The sequence below is a fragment of the Pseudoalteromonas sp. 3J6 genome, from assembly GCF_903995135.1.
Taxonomy (GTDB): Bacteria; Pseudomonadota; Gammaproteobacteria; order Enterobacterales; family Alteromonadaceae; genus Pseudoalteromonas.
The window spans coordinates 3637882-3654914 of sequence record NZ_LR877185.1 but is presented as its reverse complement, the minus strand read 5'-3'; the positions used below and the strand labels follow the sequence as shown (position 1 = coordinate 3654914).

At 42.1% G+C, this 17033-nt stretch carries 15 protein-coding genes; 12 read left to right on the top strand and 3 right to left on the bottom strand.

The features are described 5' to 3' along the window. The first annotated feature begins 25 nt into the window (after positions 1-25). The 9 genes from ftsB to rpoS all read left to right on the top strand — a co-directional run bounded on the left by ftsB (position 26) and on the right by rpoS (position 6445). Positions 26-313, top strand: a complete 288-nt coding sequence (gene ftsB / locus P3J6_RS16740; RefSeq protein ID WP_008110330.1) for a cell division protein FtsB — start codon at positions 26-28, stop codon at positions 311-313. Further along, positions 303-1004 carry a 2-C-methyl-D-erythritol 4-phosphate cytidylyltransferase gene (ispD, locus tag P3J6_RS16735; protein ID WP_198523587.1) on the top strand — a complete coding sequence of 234 codons (702 nt, stop codon included), beginning with the start codon at positions 303-305 and terminating at the stop codon, positions 1002-1004. Before ftsB ends, ispD begins: the two co-directional genes overlap by 11 nt. Further along, on the top strand, positions 1001-1483 hold the full coding sequence (gene ispF, locus P3J6_RS16730; protein WP_008464226.1) for a 2-C-methyl-D-erythritol 2,4-cyclodiphosphate synthase: 483 nt from the start codon (positions 1001-1003) through the stop codon (positions 1481-1483). The genes ispD and ispF overlap by 4 nt, the downstream gene beginning before the upstream one ends. After that, entirely contained in the window at positions 1480-2529 is a 1050-nt protein-coding gene (truD, locus tag P3J6_RS16725) for a tRNA pseudouridine(13) synthase TruD (protein ID WP_138594111.1), read from the top strand. Before ispF ends, truD begins: the two co-directional genes overlap by 4 nt. After that, on the top strand, positions 2510-3274 hold the full coding sequence (gene surE / locus P3J6_RS16720; RefSeq protein ID WP_198523586.1) for a 5'/3'-nucleotidase SurE: 765 nt from the start codon (positions 2510-2512) through the stop codon (positions 3272-3274). The genes truD and surE overlap by 20 nt, the downstream gene beginning before the upstream one ends. Then, a complete protein-coding gene (locus tag P3J6_RS16715) occupies positions 3264-3902 on the top strand; it encodes a protein-L-isoaspartate(D-aspartate) O-methyltransferase (RefSeq protein WP_138609357.1) in 639 nt (212 codons plus the stop codon). The genes surE and P3J6_RS16715 overlap by 11 nt, the downstream gene beginning before the upstream one ends. Positions 3903-3911: 9 nt before the next feature. Then, positions 3912-4490, top strand: a complete 579-nt coding sequence (locus P3J6_RS16710) for a YqaA family protein (RefSeq protein ID WP_138609355.1) — start codon at positions 3912-3914, stop codon at positions 4488-4490. A gap of 41 nt (positions 4491-4531) precedes the next feature. Next, positions 4532-5356, top strand: a complete 825-nt coding sequence (locus tag P3J6_RS16705; RefSeq protein ID WP_198523585.1) for a peptidoglycan DD-metalloendopeptidase family protein — start codon at positions 4532-4534, stop codon at positions 5354-5356. Between the two features lie 117 nt (positions 5357-5473). Further along, the gene (rpoS, locus tag P3J6_RS16700) at positions 5474-6445 is read left to right on the top strand and encodes an RNA polymerase sigma factor RpoS (RefSeq protein WP_109874229.1); all 972 of its coding nucleotides are present in this window, start codon (positions 5474-5476) and stop codon (positions 6443-6445) included. A gap of 56 nt (positions 6446-6501) precedes the next feature. On the opposite strand, the gene mutS is transcribed toward rpoS, so the two are convergent. Continuing rightward, on the bottom strand, positions 6502-9087 hold the full coding sequence (gene mutS / locus P3J6_RS16695) for a DNA mismatch repair protein MutS (protein ID WP_198523584.1): 2586 nt from the start codon (positions 9085-9087) through the stop codon (positions 6502-6504). 21 nt (positions 9088-9108) lie between these two features. Between mutS and P3J6_RS16690 the strand changes: the two genes are divergently transcribed. Further along, positions 9109-9597 carry a CinA family protein gene (locus P3J6_RS16690; protein ID WP_138609349.1) on the top strand — a complete coding sequence of 163 codons (489 nt, stop codon included), beginning with the start codon at positions 9109-9111 and terminating at the stop codon, positions 9595-9597. 68 nt (positions 9598-9665) lie between these two features. Next, the gene (recA, locus tag P3J6_RS16685) at positions 9666-10709 is read left to right on the top strand and encodes a recombinase RecA (RefSeq protein WP_058155138.1); all 1044 of its coding nucleotides are present in this window, start codon (positions 9666-9668) and stop codon (positions 10707-10709) included. Between the two features lie 112 nt (positions 10710-10821). On the opposite strand, the gene P3J6_RS16680 is transcribed toward recA, so the two are convergent. Together P3J6_RS16680 and P3J6_RS16675 are read right to left on the bottom strand one after the other, a co-directional pair. Beyond that, positions 10822-12942, bottom strand: coding sequence for a TonB-dependent siderophore receptor (locus tag P3J6_RS16680; RefSeq protein ID WP_198523583.1), 2121 nt, complete (start codon positions 12940-12942; stop codon positions 10822-10824). 171 nt (positions 12943-13113) lie between these two features. Then, entirely contained in the window at positions 13114-14283 is a 1170-nt protein-coding gene (locus P3J6_RS16675; RefSeq protein ID WP_178956466.1) for a DcaP family trimeric outer membrane transporter, read from the bottom strand. A 774-nt stretch (positions 14284-15057) separates the two neighbouring features. Between P3J6_RS16675 and acs the strand changes: the two genes are divergently transcribed. Further along, the gene (acs, locus tag P3J6_RS16670) at positions 15058-16998 is read left to right on the top strand and encodes an acetate--CoA ligase (RefSeq protein ID WP_198523582.1); all 1941 of its coding nucleotides are present in this window, start codon (positions 15058-15060) and stop codon (positions 16996-16998) included. The last annotated feature ends 35 nt before the right edge of the window (positions 16999-17033 follow it).

Here is a 17033-nt window from a genome sequence, read left to right as displayed (position 1 = left end):
TAAAAATTAAAATAAGGAGTGTTTAATGCGATTTTTTCAATTTGGCTTGTTGTGCTTAGCACTTTTTATCCAGTATCGCCTTTGGTTTGGTCATAACGGGGTGCAAGACTACACCCGTTTAAAAAATGCGGTGGCATCGCATCAACAAACTAACGAAAAACTAATAAAGCGTAATAAAGTATTAAAAGCGGATATAGAAGATTTAAAGCTCGGCCACGAAGGCATTGAAGAGCGTGCCCGCAACGAATTAGGAATGATTAAACCGGACGAAACCTTTATTCGTGTTTTACCGGCTCAACACCATGACAAATAAACAAACTATTGCTGCTATTGTTCCTGCCGCAGGTGTTGGCAGTCGAATGCAACACACAACACCAAAGCAATATATTTCCTTAGCAGGGAAAACCATTCTAGAGCATACGCTCGCTAAGTTATCGCAGTTACCGCAGTTAAACTCTATAGTGGTGGCTCTGAGCGAAACCGACCCCTACTTTGACGACCTTACGCTAGCTGATCCTCGCATTGTGCGTGCTATTGGCGGTAAAGAGCGCGCAGATTCAGTGTTAAACAGTTTATTGTTTTTAGCAGCCAACCCACCTGCTTGGGTTTTGGTGCATGACGCTGCAAGACCTTTAGTGGATATTGCTGATATAGAGCGCTTGATAGCACAGTGTATGCAGGCTGATGAAGGCGGCATTTTAGCCAGTAAAGTAAAAGATACTATAAAACGGGGGCAAAGCCATGCGCAGCAAACAGTGCCTCGTGATGATTTATGGCAAGCGCTTACCCCGCAACTGTTTAAATACGACGAGCTTAAAACGGCATTGCAAAGTGCGCTTAACAGCGGCGTTACCATTACTGATGAAGCCAGTGCAATGGAGTGGGCAAATAAGCCGGTAAAGCTGGTAGCAGGGCGTAGTGATAATATTAAAATCACCACCCCAGAAGATTTAGATTTAGCAGGCTTTTTACTGCAAAAACAAAATAATGAGAGTGCAAAATGATACGAATAGGCCATGGTTTTGACGTGCATAAATTTGGAGGCCAAGGGCCTTTAACTATCTGCGGCGAAAAAATTGATTATCCACAAGGCTTTTTAGCACACTCAGATGGTGATGTAGCTATTCATGCCTTATGTGACGCTATTTTAGGATCATTAGCGCTGGGCGATATTGGTAAGCATTTTCCGGATACGGCCAGTGAATATGAAAATATTGATAGCCGTATTTTACTTCGCCATGTAGTGAACCTTGCTAAGCAACAAGGTTATGTATTGGGCAATGCGGATGTCACTATTGTGGCACAAGCACCAAAAATGCTGCCGCACATTCAAGCGATGCGTGGCAACCTTGCCAGTGATTTAAATGCCGAGCTTTCACAGGTAAATGTAAAAGCTACCACTACCGAAAAACTCGGTTTTGAGGGGCGTAAAGAAGGCATTTCAAGCCATGCCGTGGTCATTATGAGCAAACAAAACGCATGAGCGAATTAAATTATTTATATGGCGCGCCGCTTTCCAAAGCCGACTTTAAAACCACCGCAGAAGACTTTATGGTTGATGAGGATCTCGGTATAGAGTTTACCGGCAGTGGTGAACACGTGTGTTTGCAAGTGGTTAAAAAGGGTGAAAACACCCAATATGTTGCCAAGCTGATTGCACAAAAAGCGGGTGTATCGCCACGTGATGTAAGCTATGCCGGTATGAAAGATCGCCATGGAGTATGCTCGCAGTGGTTTAGCGTAAAAGTACCGATTAAAAAGCATATTGATTTTACTGAGCTGAACAGTGAAAGCGTGTTTGTGGTATCGCAGCAGCGCCATGAGCGAAAATTGCGCACTGGTTGCCATAAAGGAAATAGATTTACTATTACCTTGCGCAATGTAACCGAGCCGCTTGATATTTTATGCCGTATAAACGCGGTACGCGCAGGTGTGCCTAATTATTTTGGTGAACAGCGCTTTGGTCGTGATGGGCACAACCTAGTGATGGCCGAAAAAATGTTTGCCGGTGAGCGTATTCGCGATAAAAAGCTGCGAGGCATTATTATTTCTGCTGCGCGTTCACATGTGTTTAATCAAATTGTTAGTTTACGCGTGGCTGAGCATGGGCTTGCTAAAACCATGCACCGCGAAGTATTTATGCTCAGTGGCAGTAATGCATTTTTTGAAGATGCGATAAGTGATGAAAATATTGCACGGCTTGCCTCTGGCGACATTATGATGTCGGCGCCCATGGTGGGCAAAAGTGAAAAAGGCTTAACCGAACAAGAAAAAACATGGTTGGCACCGTATCAAGCATGGTGTGATGGCTTAGGGGATTTAGGGCTTAAAAACGAGCGTAGAATGCTGCGTTTAATCCCCCAAGAGCTAAGCATAGAAACGCTTGATGAACGCACATTAAAACTCAGCTTTGGTTTACCCAAAGGCTGTTTTGCAACGGCTTTACTGCGCGAACTGGTCGATTATACTGATGCCAGCCCTCGCGAGCGAAAAGAAAAGGATACCGCAGATGAAGATTCTATTAAGTAATGATGATGGTGTTAATGCCAAAGGTATTGCTGTTTTATATCAAGCATTAACACAAATTGCTGAGGTAACGCTGGTTGCTCCAGATAGAAATTGTAGTGGTGCTAGTAATTCACTAACGCTAATGAATCCGCTGCGTGCCACAACGCTCGACAACGGTTTTATGTCGGTAAACGGTACACCCACTGATTGTGTGCACTTAGGTGTTAATCAATTAGTGGATGAAAAACCCGATTTGGTTGTTGCTGGTATTAATCATGGCGGTAATTTAGGCGATGATACGCTTTACTCTGGTACAGTTGCTGCGGCGACTGAAGGCCGTCATTTAGGCTTACCAGCAATTGCGGTATCTTTGTGCTCTCATCATGGTGAGCATTTTGAAACAGCGGCAGCCGTTACTGTAAATATTATTAAAGGGCTTGCTTCACATCCGTTGCCCAAAGATCAGATCATTAATATTAATGTTCCCGATATTCCGCTCTCTGAGCTCAAAGGCGTTCAGGTAACTCGTTTAGGGGCTCGTCACAAAGCAGAAACCATGACTAAGCAAACCGATCCATGGGGACGCGATATTTTTTGGTATGGATCGCTAGGGCTTGAAAGCGACGCAGGTGAAGGCACTGACTTTTATGCGGTTAATAATGGCTATGCATCAGTGACCCCGTTAAGCGTTGATATGACTGCCAAAGACAGTGTTAAAGCCGTGGGAGAGTGGTTAGCCGAGTTGGAGATTAACCGTGCTGGCTAATTATACTCGCAGTGCACAAGCACTTTCAGACCTTTTACAGCGAGATGGCGTAGAAGATAAAGAGGTTTTAAAAGCGATTGCGCAAATTCCTCGGCATATATTTATTGATGATGTACTCAAGCATAAAGCGTATCAGAATACCGCGTTACCGATAGGGCAAGGGCAAACTATTTCTCAGCCTTATATTGTTGCGCGCATGACCGAGCTAATGCGATTAGCCGGTGTGCAACATAAGGTGTTAGAAATAGGCACCGGATCGGGCTATCAAACTGCGGTTTTAGCTAAAACCTTTGATAAGGTATATTCGGTAGAGCGTATTAAAGCTTTGCAATGGCAAGCTAAACGCCGATTACACCAGCTCGATTTGTACAATGTCACCATGAAACATGGCGATGGTTGGCAAGGCTGGCAGTCACAAGCGCCATTTGATGGCATTATCGTGACTGCTGCGGCAACCACCATTCCCCCCGAGTTACTCGCACAACTTGCTGATGGAGGCGTATTACTCGCCCCTATTGGTGAGGAAGAACAAAAATTAACCATGGTTATTCGCCAAGGCGATAACTTTACAGAGCATGTAATTGCGCCAGTAAGATTTGTACCTTTAGTCCCTGGTGATATTGAATAGGAATTCACTTTGAAGTTGTTTACCAAGTTATACGATATGGCGTTAGTGTGGGCTAAACACCGCCATGCAGAACGTTATTTAGCAGGGATGAGTTTTGCCGAGTCGGTTTTCTTCCCAGTTCCACCTGATGTAATGTTAGCCCCCATGTCGCTAGCGCAACCGAGTAAGGCATGGCGATTTGCAAGCTTTGCCACGGTTGCGTCTGTGCTCGGCGGCGTGCTAGGTTACCTGCTTGGATTTTGGTTGTTTGAACCGGTTGTAGAGCCCTTTATTGCGCAAATGCAATGGCAAGATAAATTTAATACGGCGCTTGCATGGTTTAAAGATTATGGCGTTTGGGTGGTATTTATAGCGGGGTTTTCTCCTATTCCTTATAAGGTATTTACCATTGGCGCTGGCGTATTACAAATGGCGTTTTTACCCTTTATTATTGCCTCGGCTATTGGGCGTGGCGCGCGTTTCTTTTTAGTATCTGCTTTAATGAAGTGGGGTGGAGTTAAAATGGAACAAAAATTACGTCAATATATTGAAGTACTTGGCTGGGCAGTGGTTGCTTTAATCGCTGTTGCGTACGTATTATTGCGATAATCGCCATAATGCAACGATGTTAAAACAGAGGGCAAAACACATTGAATAAACAAATACGCTGTTATGTTGCTTTATTTATTAGTGTTTTGCTTTGTGCATGCTCGTCTCGCCATGTTCCTGCTCCTGTAAGTAGTTTAAATAATAATATTAATGACTATCCCTCACGGATTAATATTAACGGTGGCAAGTACACGGTACAAAAAGGCGATACACTTTATTCGATTGCTTTTAGTGCTGGAAAAGATTTCAGAGAACTTGCAAAAAATAATTCAATTCCATTACCTTACACTATTGTTCCTGGTCAGGTTGTATCCCTTTTAGAACCAAGCAGGTCAAGGGTTGCACAAAAAACTTACCAAAATAAGCCCGCTAAAAAGCCATCTAATTTACAAAAAAGTAACAGAAAATTAAAGAAAGAGCTTGATAAGCCGAAAAAACGTAGGTATGTTCAAAAACAAGCTAACCAAAAAATTAGTCAGTCTCAAGGTTCTTCAGCTAAAAAGTTGAGTTGGTTTTGGCCTGCTAAAGGTAAAATAACAAAACGCTTTTCTAACAAGGAAAATGGTTACAAAGGCCTACAGATTGCTAATAAAAAGGGTACTGCTGTACTCGCCGCTGCAAAAGGAACGGTAGTTTACGCGGGTAGTGCGCTAAGAGGTTACGGTAATTTAATCATATTGAAACATAATGATGATTACCTAAGTGCTTATGCACATAACTCAACGTTACTTGTGAAAGAAAAGCAAATAGTGAAGGCGGGACAAAAAATAGCAGAAATTGGTAATTCAGAGTCTTCAGTAACGGCACTTCGTTTTGAAATTCGTTATCGAGGAAAAGCTGTTAACCCTGCTAAGTACCTACCCTGAACTGAAGGTGTTGATTGACTGTTCTGGAGAAGGCTCATGGCTAATACAGCAAAAGCTTGTAAAACGACTACAGACCTAAATCATAAAGTTATTGATAGCTTGCTCAGGAGAAGTCTTATGGCTGATGTAGCAAAAGCTGAGAAAACCCCCACTGATGATAAGTTTGACGACTCTAAAATAGAGGAGACAACGAAGTTACTTGATGAAGTGGAAGATGAAGATGTATTTGTAAAAGAAGAAGTCACTAAAAACCTCGATGCCACCCAGTTATACTTAGGCGAGATTGGTTTTTCCCCTCTATTAAGTGCAGAAGAAGAAGTGTTTTTTGCACGAAAATCGCTTAAAGGCTGCGAAGCCTCCCGAAAACGTATGATTGAAAGTAACTTACGCTTAGTTGTAAAAATTGCGCGTAGGTACAACAATCGTGGACTTGCTCTACTTGATTTAATTGAAGAAGGTAATTTAGGGCTGATCCGAGCAGTTGAAAAGTTTGATCCTGAACGGGGTTTTCGATTTTCTACTTATGCCACATGGTGGATACGACAAACCATTGAACGGGCAATAATGAATCAAACCCGTACTATTCGTTTGCCTATTCATGTTGTTAAAGAGCTTAACGTTTATTTACGTACAGCACGTGAGCTAACTCAAAAGCTTGATCATGAGCCAACCGCAGAAGAAATTGCAGAAAGCTTAGACAGGCCGGTCGAAGATGTAACAAAAATGCTTCGCCTAAACGAAAAAATAGCTTCTGTAGATATGCCTATTGGTGGCGAGAATGACAGTGCATTGTTAGATGTAATTGCCGACGAAAAAAATGTAGGTCCTGAAGGTGAAGTGCAAAACAATGATATGAATACGCATATTATTGACTGGTTAGGTGAATTGAACCCTAAGCAGCGCGAAGTACTGGCACGTCGGTTTGGTTTACTCGGTTATGAGCCTTCAACGCTTGAAGATGTGGGCCGTGAAATTGGGTTGACCCGCGAGCGAGTTCGCCAAATACAGGTTGAGGCGCTACGTCGGTTAAAAGATATCTTGCAGCAAGAAGGATTAAGTACCGAAAGCTTGTTTGAGCAGTTTGCTTAATCTAAACACACAGTAAAATTAAATACAGCCCGACTTTTTAGTCGGGCTGTTTGCGTTTAAAGCAGTGCTTTTAATTTATAAAGCAGTTCATGCGCCTGACGCGGTGATAGGTTATCGGGATCTATTGCGGTCATTTGTTGCTCAAGTTCACTAGGCTGAATTATTTGCGGTTCACTATCAAACGGTAAAACCTGTTGCTCTGTGGTGACTGTTGTGACACTTTGATGATTTTCAAGCAAGGTTAGCTTTTGTTTAGCTTGGGCAATAACCGCTTTAGGCACACCAGCCAGGGCTGCCACTTGCAAACCAAAACTTTTACTTGCGGCACCATCTAATACCGTGTGCATAAAGGCAATGGTATCGTTGTGTTCAATGGCATCTAGGTGCACATTAACCAGCCCAGGCGTTTGTTCTGCAAGCTCAGTGAGTTCAAAGTAATGGGTTGCGAACAGAGTTTTAGCCGCGATTTTTGAAGCAAGATGATCAGCTGTTGCGTATGCCAGTGATAAACCATCGTAAGTACTGGTTCCTCGGCCTATTTCATCCATTAATACCAATGATTGTGCGGTGGCATTATTTAAAATTGCCGCAGTTTCTGTCATTTCAACCATAAAGGTAGAGCGCCCAGATGCTAAGTCGTCACTGGCGCCAATGCGAGTAAATATTCTATCAATATTACCAATCTTTGCGCTATCAGCAGGAACGTAACAGCCAATGTGCGCCATAAGCACAATAAGCGCAGTTTGGCGCATGTAAGTTGATTTACCGCCCATGTTAGGACCAGTAATTATCAACATTTTACGCTGGCTATTGAGCTCCACAGGATTGGCAATAAATGGGTCTTTCATTACTTGCTCAACTACAGGGTGGCGGCCTTGTTCGATGCTGATATTATCGTTATCGCAAAGCTCAGGCTTGGCATAATTTAGCGTTTGGGCACGCTCTGCTAAATTATTCAGTACATCTAAATCGGCAATGACCGAGGCCATTATTTGCAGCTGCTCGATATGCGGAGCAATAAATTCAAATAGCTGTTCGTATAGCTGCTTTTCTAGGGCCAGCGCTTTTGATTGGCTGCCGAGAACCTTGTCTTCATGTTCTTTAAGTTCTGGAATTATATAACGTTCATTATTTTTTAACGTTTGACGACGAATATAATCTGCAGGCACTAAGTGCGAGTTAGCGCGGCTCACTTCAATAAAAAAGCCATGCACTCTGTTATAACCAATTTTAAGTGTACTAATACCTGTGCGTTCACGTTCGCGTTGCTCTAGCTGTTCAAGCACATCGGTGGCACCTTGGCTTAAATTACGCCACTCATCAAGTTCGCTGTTATACCCTGGAGCAATAACGCCGCCATCACGAATTAACACCGGTGGGTTATCAATCACTGCACGTTCAAGTAATGCTTGAAGCTCGGGGAGCTCTTTAGAGTGGGCAATAATATGAGAAATACGCGCATCTGTGGCATCGCTTAATAAGTTATGTAGCGGTGCTAATGCTTGAAGCGCACTACGAAGCCGTGTTAAATCACGTGGCCGAGCAGTGTGTAATGCCAAGCGAGCAATTACACGTTCTATATCACCAATATCTCTGAGAGCGTCATGCAGCTCACTGCATAATTGCACATCTAAAATAGCACTAATGGCATTTAGACGAGAATTTAACTCGTCTTTATTACGAATAGGAGTATGAATACGGCGCTTAAGTAATCGTGAGCCCATAGCTGTGGCTGTTTTATCAAGCACTTGGGCAAGGGTATTTTCAAAGCCACCTGATAAATTAACGGTAAGTTCAAGGTTTTTACGGGTGGGCGCATCTAAAATTACCGCGTGTTCATTATGCTCAAGGGTAATTGCACGAATGTGCGGTAATGCAATACGTTGGGTATCTTTTACGTACTGCATTAAACAGCCTGCCGCTACCAAGGCGCTATGTGCTTTATCGACCCCAAAACCGACTAAATCTTTGGTGCCAAACTGCTCGCACAGTAAGTGTTGCGCGGTATCAAGGTCAAACTCCCAATCAGGGCGACGACGCGCTCCCTTAATATGTTCAATTAAATGAGTGTTTTCAAAGTGTTCACTATATAGTAATTCAGCAGGCGCTAAGCGTTGTAGGGTTGAGCTAAATGCTTCATCGGTACTAACTTCAACAACATTGAAGCGCCCAGAGTTGATATCAAGATACGCAACACCGTATTGACCTTTTTTATTTTGCCAAACACTGGTTAGTAAGTTGTCTTGGCGCTCTTGTAGTAAGGCTTCGTCAGAAATAGTACCTGGGGTTACAATACGCACTACTTTGCGTTCAACAGGGCCTTTGCTGGTGGCAGGGTCACCCACTTGTTCACAAATAGCCACCGACTCGCCCATTTGTACTAAGCGGGCTAAGTAGTTTTCTACCGCATGATAAGGCACGCCCGCCATAGGAATAGGATCGCCCCCTGCTTTGCCACGGTGTGTTTGTGAAATATCAAGCAACTGCGCGGCGCGTTTTGCGTCATCAAAAAAGAGTTCGTAAAAATCCCCCATCCGATAAAACAATAAAATATCGCGATGCTCTGATTTTATTTTTAGATACTGCTGCATCATAGGGGTTTGTTGTTTTATAGTGTGCGGTGCATAAAGATCAAACGACATGTATTTACCCAAAGGCTGAATATGGAATTACATCAAGAGATTAAGACACTTGCTGCGCAATTAGGCGCTATTTTAACGGATAAACGCTTATGGATCACTACCGCTGAATCATGTACTGGTGGTGGAGTGAGTTATTCGCTTACCGATACCCCAGGAAGCTCTGCATATATTGATCGTGCATTTGTTACTTATAGCAATAACGCAAAGCATGAATTACTCAATGTGAAGCATGATACCCTCGAGCAATTTGGCGCAGTGAGCGAACAAACAGTTATTGAGATGGCAGCAGGTGCCTGCAAGGCAGCCAGTGCTGACATTGCCATTGCTATTTCAGGGATTGCAGGGCCCGGTGGCGCTACTGAGGACAAACCGGTAGGGCTTGTGTGGTTTGGGCTACAAATTAACGGTAAACACTGGACGTTTGAACAAGTATTTAATGGTGATAGGGCGCAAGTTAGGCTGCAAGCCATTGTATTTTCTTTAAAAACTATAATAGAGAAGATAAAATAATAAAATTAGCTTGATACTGTGATTTCATACAGTATACTTGTGTGCATTAGCTGGATTTGGAGAAGAAAATGAACGATAACAAACAAAAAGCGTTGGACGCAGCTTTATCACAAATTGAACGTCAATTTGGTAAAGGTTCAATCATGAAATTGGGTGACAATAAGGCGTTAAACATTGACGCTGTATCAACAGGCTCGCTAGGTATTGATATTGCTTTAGGCATAGGCGGCTTGCCAATGGGGCGTATTGTTGAAGTATATGGCCCAGAGTCATCAGGTAAAACAACGCTAACATTACAAGTTATCGCACAAGCTCAAAAAGAAGGTAAAACGTGTGCCTTTGTTGATGCTGAGCATGCTCTTGATCCAGTTTACGCACAAAAGTTAGGCGTTAATATTGATGAGTTACTGGTATCTCAACCAGATACGGGTGAACAAGCACTGGAAATTTGTGACATGTTAGTGCGCTCAAGCGCGGTTGATGTAGTTATTGTCGATTCTGTTGCTGCATTAACACCTAAAGCTGAGATTGAAGGCGACATGGGTGATTCACACATGGGTCTACAAGCACGTTTAATGTCACAAGCATTACGTAAGCTTACAGGTAACATTAAGCGCTCAAACACGCTATGTATTTTCATTAACCAAATCCGTATGAAAATTGGTGTAATGTTTGGTAATCCTGAAACAACAACTGGTGGTAATGCCCTGAAATTTTACGCCTCTGTACGTATTGATATTCGTCGTATTGGTTCAGTAAAAGAAGGTGATGAAGTTGTTGGTAATGAAACGCGTGTTAAAGTTGTGAAGAACAAAGTAGCACCGCCGTTCAAACAAGCTGAATTTATCATTATGTATGGTGAAGGTATTTCTAAGCAGGGCGAGCTAATTGATTTAGGTGTTAAGCATAAAATTGTTGAAAAAGCAGGTGCTTGGTACAGTTACAATGGCAACAAAGTTGGCCAAGGTAAGTCTAATTCAATTAAGTTCCTTAAAGAAAACCCTGAAATTGCAGATGAAATTGAAGGTAAGTTACGTGAAATGCTATTGCTAAAAGCAACGGTTGAGCCAGAAGATGGCGAAGACGTATTAGGTGATGAAGGCGACCTTTAAGCCATTTAGTTTTAAAGCTTGATTTGACCCGAGCTTAAAAAAAGCGCTAACCATTTAGGTTAGCGCTTTTTTATTGTTTGCTATACAGTGACTTAAAGCCTAATTGTTAGCTTTATAGCTGCCAGTTAACTGACAATGAGTAGTTACGTGGTGCCCCGTAATAACCTTGTGCCCAATAGAGGCTGTTTATGTACTTTTCATCAGTGCTGTTATTAACATTAAAGGTAACACCGACGTTTTGAGTAATTTCGTAGGTGGCCATTAAATCTAATATGCCATAAGCCCCTTGTTTTGTAGTAACCAATGCGTTACCTGCTGGGTCTTTTACTTGCACGCGGCTAGTCGCATCTTGCCAGCGGTAATTAGCACCTAAGGTTAAACCATTAATAAATGGTACTTGATAAGTAGCTGCCATTTTTAATTGGTTTTCGGGGGTGTAATCTTTTACAAGCTCATCACCATCAATGCTTAAATTACTAAAGCTGATGCTAGCACTTAAATCATCTGTTAATCGACCGCTTAGCTCAATTTCGAAACCATCACTGTTGATACCATCTGCAGCATAATAACGCGTATCGCTAGGAAGAGAGTCTGGAAGCGCAATAGCAAGTCCATCTTGTTTAGCATCAAAGTAGGCCAGTGTTACAAATACTTGCTCATCTAAAAGTTGAGCTTTTAGGCCAACCTCAGCACTTTTACCAATAACCGGAGCCAGTTGTTCAGCGTTAATGTCTAACTCTTTTTGTGGCACAAACGTTTCGGTGTAGCTTGCGTAAGCTGATAACGACTCGGTAAAGTCGTACACAGTACCAATGTAAGGAATAACCTCTGAGTCATCGCGGGTTTGCACTACACTATAAGCTGTACCTTTAGTTTCCCAATCGGTATAGCGTACGCCTGCCAAAATGCTTAATGGCTCTGCTAGTTTTATACGAGTTGAAACATAGGCCGATCTTTGTGTATTTTGTACATCACTGCCGTTAGGTTTATCAGCAAGCGTTGCCTCTGGTGCAATCCCATCCCAAGTCGCTAAATCAGGCATCGTAGGGAAACCATTTCCTGTGCTGTAGTCATAAAGCGATTGGTCATTAAAGTCCATGTTTGCTTGACTAATACCAAATGATAAGTCGTGCTCTAATGAAAACAACTCAAACTTACCGCTGGCATATAAATCAAACAAATCTTGCGTGTCTTTGTAATCATAACGACTCGCATAGCCGGTTAAACCTAAACCAGTTTCTTTATCTGGGGTACCATATACATAAAACAACTCAGAATTTTGTTCATTTTTTATATGGGCATAACGCGCTTTAGCAACCCAAGTCGCTGATAAGTTTTGCTCAAGTGTTACATAGATACGTTCAGCGCTATTATCCCAATAAGACCAATCTGCAGCTGTACTAGTCGATTCATCATAATCAGTTGGTGAACCATCAGTGTAATAAAGGGGTAATGCGCCCCACAATGGGCTGTCAGCATCTTTTTGTTGGTTTACGTAGTTAATGCTCAGTAACGTATCATCAGCTAGCTTTCCTTCATAGGCAAGGTAGGCAATAGTTTTATCGGTTTCGTAACGATCTAAATATGACTCTTTATCTTGCTTGGAAAATACAGCGCGAACAGCGTGTTCATCGCTAATCGGTGCAGAAACATCTATATCTACACGTTTGTTATTCCACGAACCATAAGAAGCAGAAGCATGAGCTTGTGTTGTGTAGGTTGGTTTTTTTAGCACCATGTTTACAGTAGCCGATGGGTTACCCGCACCGGTCATCATGCCATTGGCACCACGTACAATTTCAACACGGTCGTAAATTGCAGTATCAAGTGTCCCTTGAATTGAACCAGAGGTTTGCGGAGTGCCTAAGCCATCAATTAAAAAGTTAGTTATCTCAAAACCACGGGCTTTAAAGTATGTACGATCGGTTTCTATTTGCTCTACTGTTACGCCTGGTGTGCTTTCTAGTACCGCATTAATATCATCAAGTGAAAAGTCATCCATCAACGCGCGTGAAACAACGGAAATTGATTGCGGGGTTTCTTTAATTGTTAAACCTAGCTTAGTTGCAGACTGCGCTTCTTCGGTAATATAGTTTTTATGATGTTGCCCATAAACGGCAATTTTTTCTAAAGGCAGGTTGTCTTGCGTGTCGTTTGCAACAGCATGACCAGATAAAACTAGTGAAGTAAGTAGACTCAGTTTAAATGCAGAGTTTTTTTGTTTGTGCAGCATCTTGTTTCCCATAAGATTAAATTTGGCTGGTAATTTAATCTAAATGAGAGTGATTTGCAATTGCGTTATTGTAATATTTTACACGTCATCAATGTTATTTTAAAAAAGTGTACAGGTGTATTTACTATGGAAACAAAAAAGCGGCCGAAGCCGCTCAGGAAGTATTTTAAATTAAAACGCATATTTAACAGAGAACTGTAAGCGATCCATGTCGCCATCTACGCCACTTTCAAGCTCACGCTCTGCATGTTTAAATTCCGCACCAAAGGTTAGACGTTTAACCGGTGAGTATAAAATATTTGCACTGTAGCTTTGGCTTGATTCTGTAGGATCGCCATACATTGCTAGTAGGTTTTCATCGTTATCAGCAGATAAGAACGAATATAGGAAAGTAGAGCGCCACTGACTGTTCCACTTATGTTGATACGCAATAAAACCAGATGTTGAATCAATCGCATCTAGGTCATCACCATTAAGAACCGCCCCACGTGCTACGTTTAGACCCACATAACGACCTAGTCCTTTACCTTGGGTAAGCATAAATTTTAGATTGTCTTCACCAAGTTTCACCATACCCGATGCACTAACACCAAATGAGGTTTCATCGGCATCAACACCACCTACTTTGTAGGTCAGTTGACGAGCAAGGGCTGCTACTACAAAGTTACCCCAATCCGCTTTGTGAGTATAGCGTGCGGTAAAGTCAGGTAATGAGGCATCATCAGTCACTGCCATACCACCACCTGCTGTAGTAATTGTGCTTTCTGGATTTTCTAAAGAGAAAGACCATGCACCTGTAGTGTATTTAATTTGAGATTGGCGAACGAACACTGTGCCTTCTGCTGGGCCAACAAAATCAAGCGCTTCTGGTAATGCACCAACGTTTTGAAAGTTTGACCATGTTTGACCAAATAACCAACCATCGTATGAAATAAATGCATGGCGAATTCGCGGAGAATATGAATTAGACACACGCTCGTTGCCACCTGGGGCAGACGCTAAAAAGTCTAGCTCTATTTTAGTTTTAACCGTTTTACCGTTATCTAGTAAGGTAGCAGTTCCAAAATTGAAACGTGACTCACGAGCGTGCATATCAAATACTGCGTCTGAACTATCATCGCTACCAACTGTTAACGTACTTGGTACATAAAAGTCACGGCCAACACTGCTGCCAGCAGGAGCGCCTGCTGAATAGTCACTCCACATTGCGTCGAGTTTAATGTATCCACCGTAGGTGAATTCTGTATCACCTATTTTTGCAGCTGTTGCAGCATAAGCTGTACTAGAAAGTGCACATAGTACAGCAGTCGCTGCCAGTGTTTTAATTGGAGTTAATTTCATTGTTGTGTCCTTTTATAGGCTACTTGTTGTATGTTTTATTATGATATGCATTAATGTGTGTTACTTATATAGTACTAACAGATTGAATTTATTGTCTTTAATTTAATTTGTTAGTAAATACGAGTTATTAATAAACAATCAAAGTTTTTGTATAATTAAGCTACTGTTGTATATGTGCACAATTTACTCAATTAACTATTAGTCTATTAGACTAAGGTTTAATAATTATTGAGGGCCCACATACCTTTATTTAATAGTATGTTTTTTATGTAAATAGGGTATAGCCATGAGGATTATAGATAAGATATTGGGGTCTGTTGACCTTTGCGGATTAAAATTTGTTCAAACTAGGGGCGATTAAATCATGGCGCGAGGTTTGTAACCTAGTGGGCTCGATAACTGCTCCTGCGTTATTCTACTGGCTTACATCCATGTAAGAATAAGTAAAAACCGAGCAAAGCTTCCGCGTCCTGCTTACGCCCCTTACCTACATCCATGTAGGCAACAAAGAGTAAATCGCCCCTAGGCAGAACCCATCGGGCAGCGCCTGTTTGGCATTGATGCTGCGTTATCGCCTATTTATGGGGAATAACCACACCACATAGGCTCTGCCTTGCCTAAATACCAAACAGACTGTTGCAAATTTAACCTTGAAAGGTCAACAGACCCTAGTTATTTGAACCCAGATACAACTAATGTCTAATATTTAATAGTGCACTGCTGAGTAATCCTTGATGAAAAGCCAAAGGCAAGTAATATAAATTGGAGACTAATATGTCACAAAGTATCTATCCAGTTCCTGCACATATAAAAAACGCAGCGCTCGTCGATAATGAAAAATATAATACGATGTATAAACAGTCTATTGAAGACCCTGAAGGGTTTTGGGCTGAGCACGGTAAGCGTCTTGACTGGTTTACTCCATATTCAAAAGTAAAAAACACTTCATTTGATAAAGGCCATATCAATATTAAATGGTATGAAGATGGCTACCTTAATGCCTCTTATAACTGTATTGATCGTCATTTAAAAACAAAAGCAGATAAAGTAGCGTTAATTTGGGAAGGTGATGATCCTTCTCAAAGCGAAAATATTACCTATCAACAGCTACATGATGAAGTGGCAAAATTTGCTAATGGTTTAAAAAAATTAGGTGTTAAAAAAGGTGACCGTGTAGCCATTTACATGCCAATGAGCCCACAAGCGATATACGCAATGCAAGCTTGTGCCCGCATAGGTGCTATTCATTCAGTTATATTTGGTGGCTTTTCACCGTCTGCTATTGCGGATCGTATTAATGATTCGGGTGCTAAAGTGGTGATCACGTCAGATGAAGGCCGACGTGCAGGTAACTGTGTGCCGCTAAAAGCTAATGTAGATGAAGCCGTATTACAAGATTCTGTCACCACTGTTGAGCATGTAGTGGTGCATAAACTAACTTCAGGCGATGTTGATTGGCACAACCATGATATTTGGTGGCATGACTTAGTTGCAGATCAAACGCCAGAGTGCGAACCTGAACACATGAATGCTGAAGACCCGCTGTTTATTTTATATACCTCAGGTTCTACAGGTCAGCCTAAAGGTGTGGTACACACCACTGGTGGCTATTTAGTGTATTCATCTATGACTCACGAATACATTTTTGATTTAAAAGACGATGATATTTTTTGGTGTAGTGCTGATGTAGGCTGGATCACAGGTCACAGTTATATTGCATACGGGCCGCTCGTTAATGGGTGTACGCAAGTGGTATTTGAAGGCGTACCGACTTACCCAACAGCTGGTCGTATGGGTGAAGTGGTTGATAAACATAACGTAACGATTTTATACACAGCACCTACTGCCATTCGCGCATTGATGGCTAAAGGCGAAGAGCCGATTGCCAGCTCACATCGTGACAGCTTACGTATTTTAGGTTCTGTGGGTGAGCCAATCAACCCAGAAGCGTGGACTTGGTATTATGAAAAAATTGGTAAGTCGAATTGTCCTATTGTAGATACATGGTGGCAAACCGAAACTGGTGGCATCATGATTGCGCCATTACCAGGTGCAACCGATATGAAACCAGGCTCTGCAACCCGTCCATTCTTTGGCATTGCACCGGCGTTATTTGATGCTGAAGGCAATACATTAGAAGGTGCGGTTGACGGTAACCTTGTCATTTTAGATAGCTGGCCTTCGCAAGCACGAACCGTGTATGGCGACCATGAGCGCTTTGAACAAACCTACTTTAGTGCTTACCCTGGTGTGTACTTTACTGGCGACGGTTGTCGTCGCGATGAAGACGGTGATTACTGGATCACAGGACGCGTTGATGATGTACTTAATGTGTCTGGGCATCGTTTAGGTACTGCTGAAATTGAAAGTGCTTTAGTTGCTCATGAAGCTGTAGCTGAAGCGGCTGTAGTAGGTTACCCACACGATATTAAAGGCCAAGGTATTTACGTTTACATAACTCCTAACGAGGGTGTAACGGTGAGTGATGAGCTAACTAAAGATATCCGTAATTGGGTTCGTAAAGAGCTAAGCCCAATAGCATCACCGGATATGATTCAGTGGTCGCCAGGTCTACCAAAAACACGTTCTGGTAAAATTATGCGTCGTATTTTACGTAAAATCGCGGCAAATGAACATCAACAGCTGGGCGATACTTCAACGCTTGCGGATCCGTCTGTGGTTGATGAGTTAGTAGAAAATCGATTAAATCGTTAATTTCGCGTTAAAAGCTTGATTAGAAGTTGATTCTA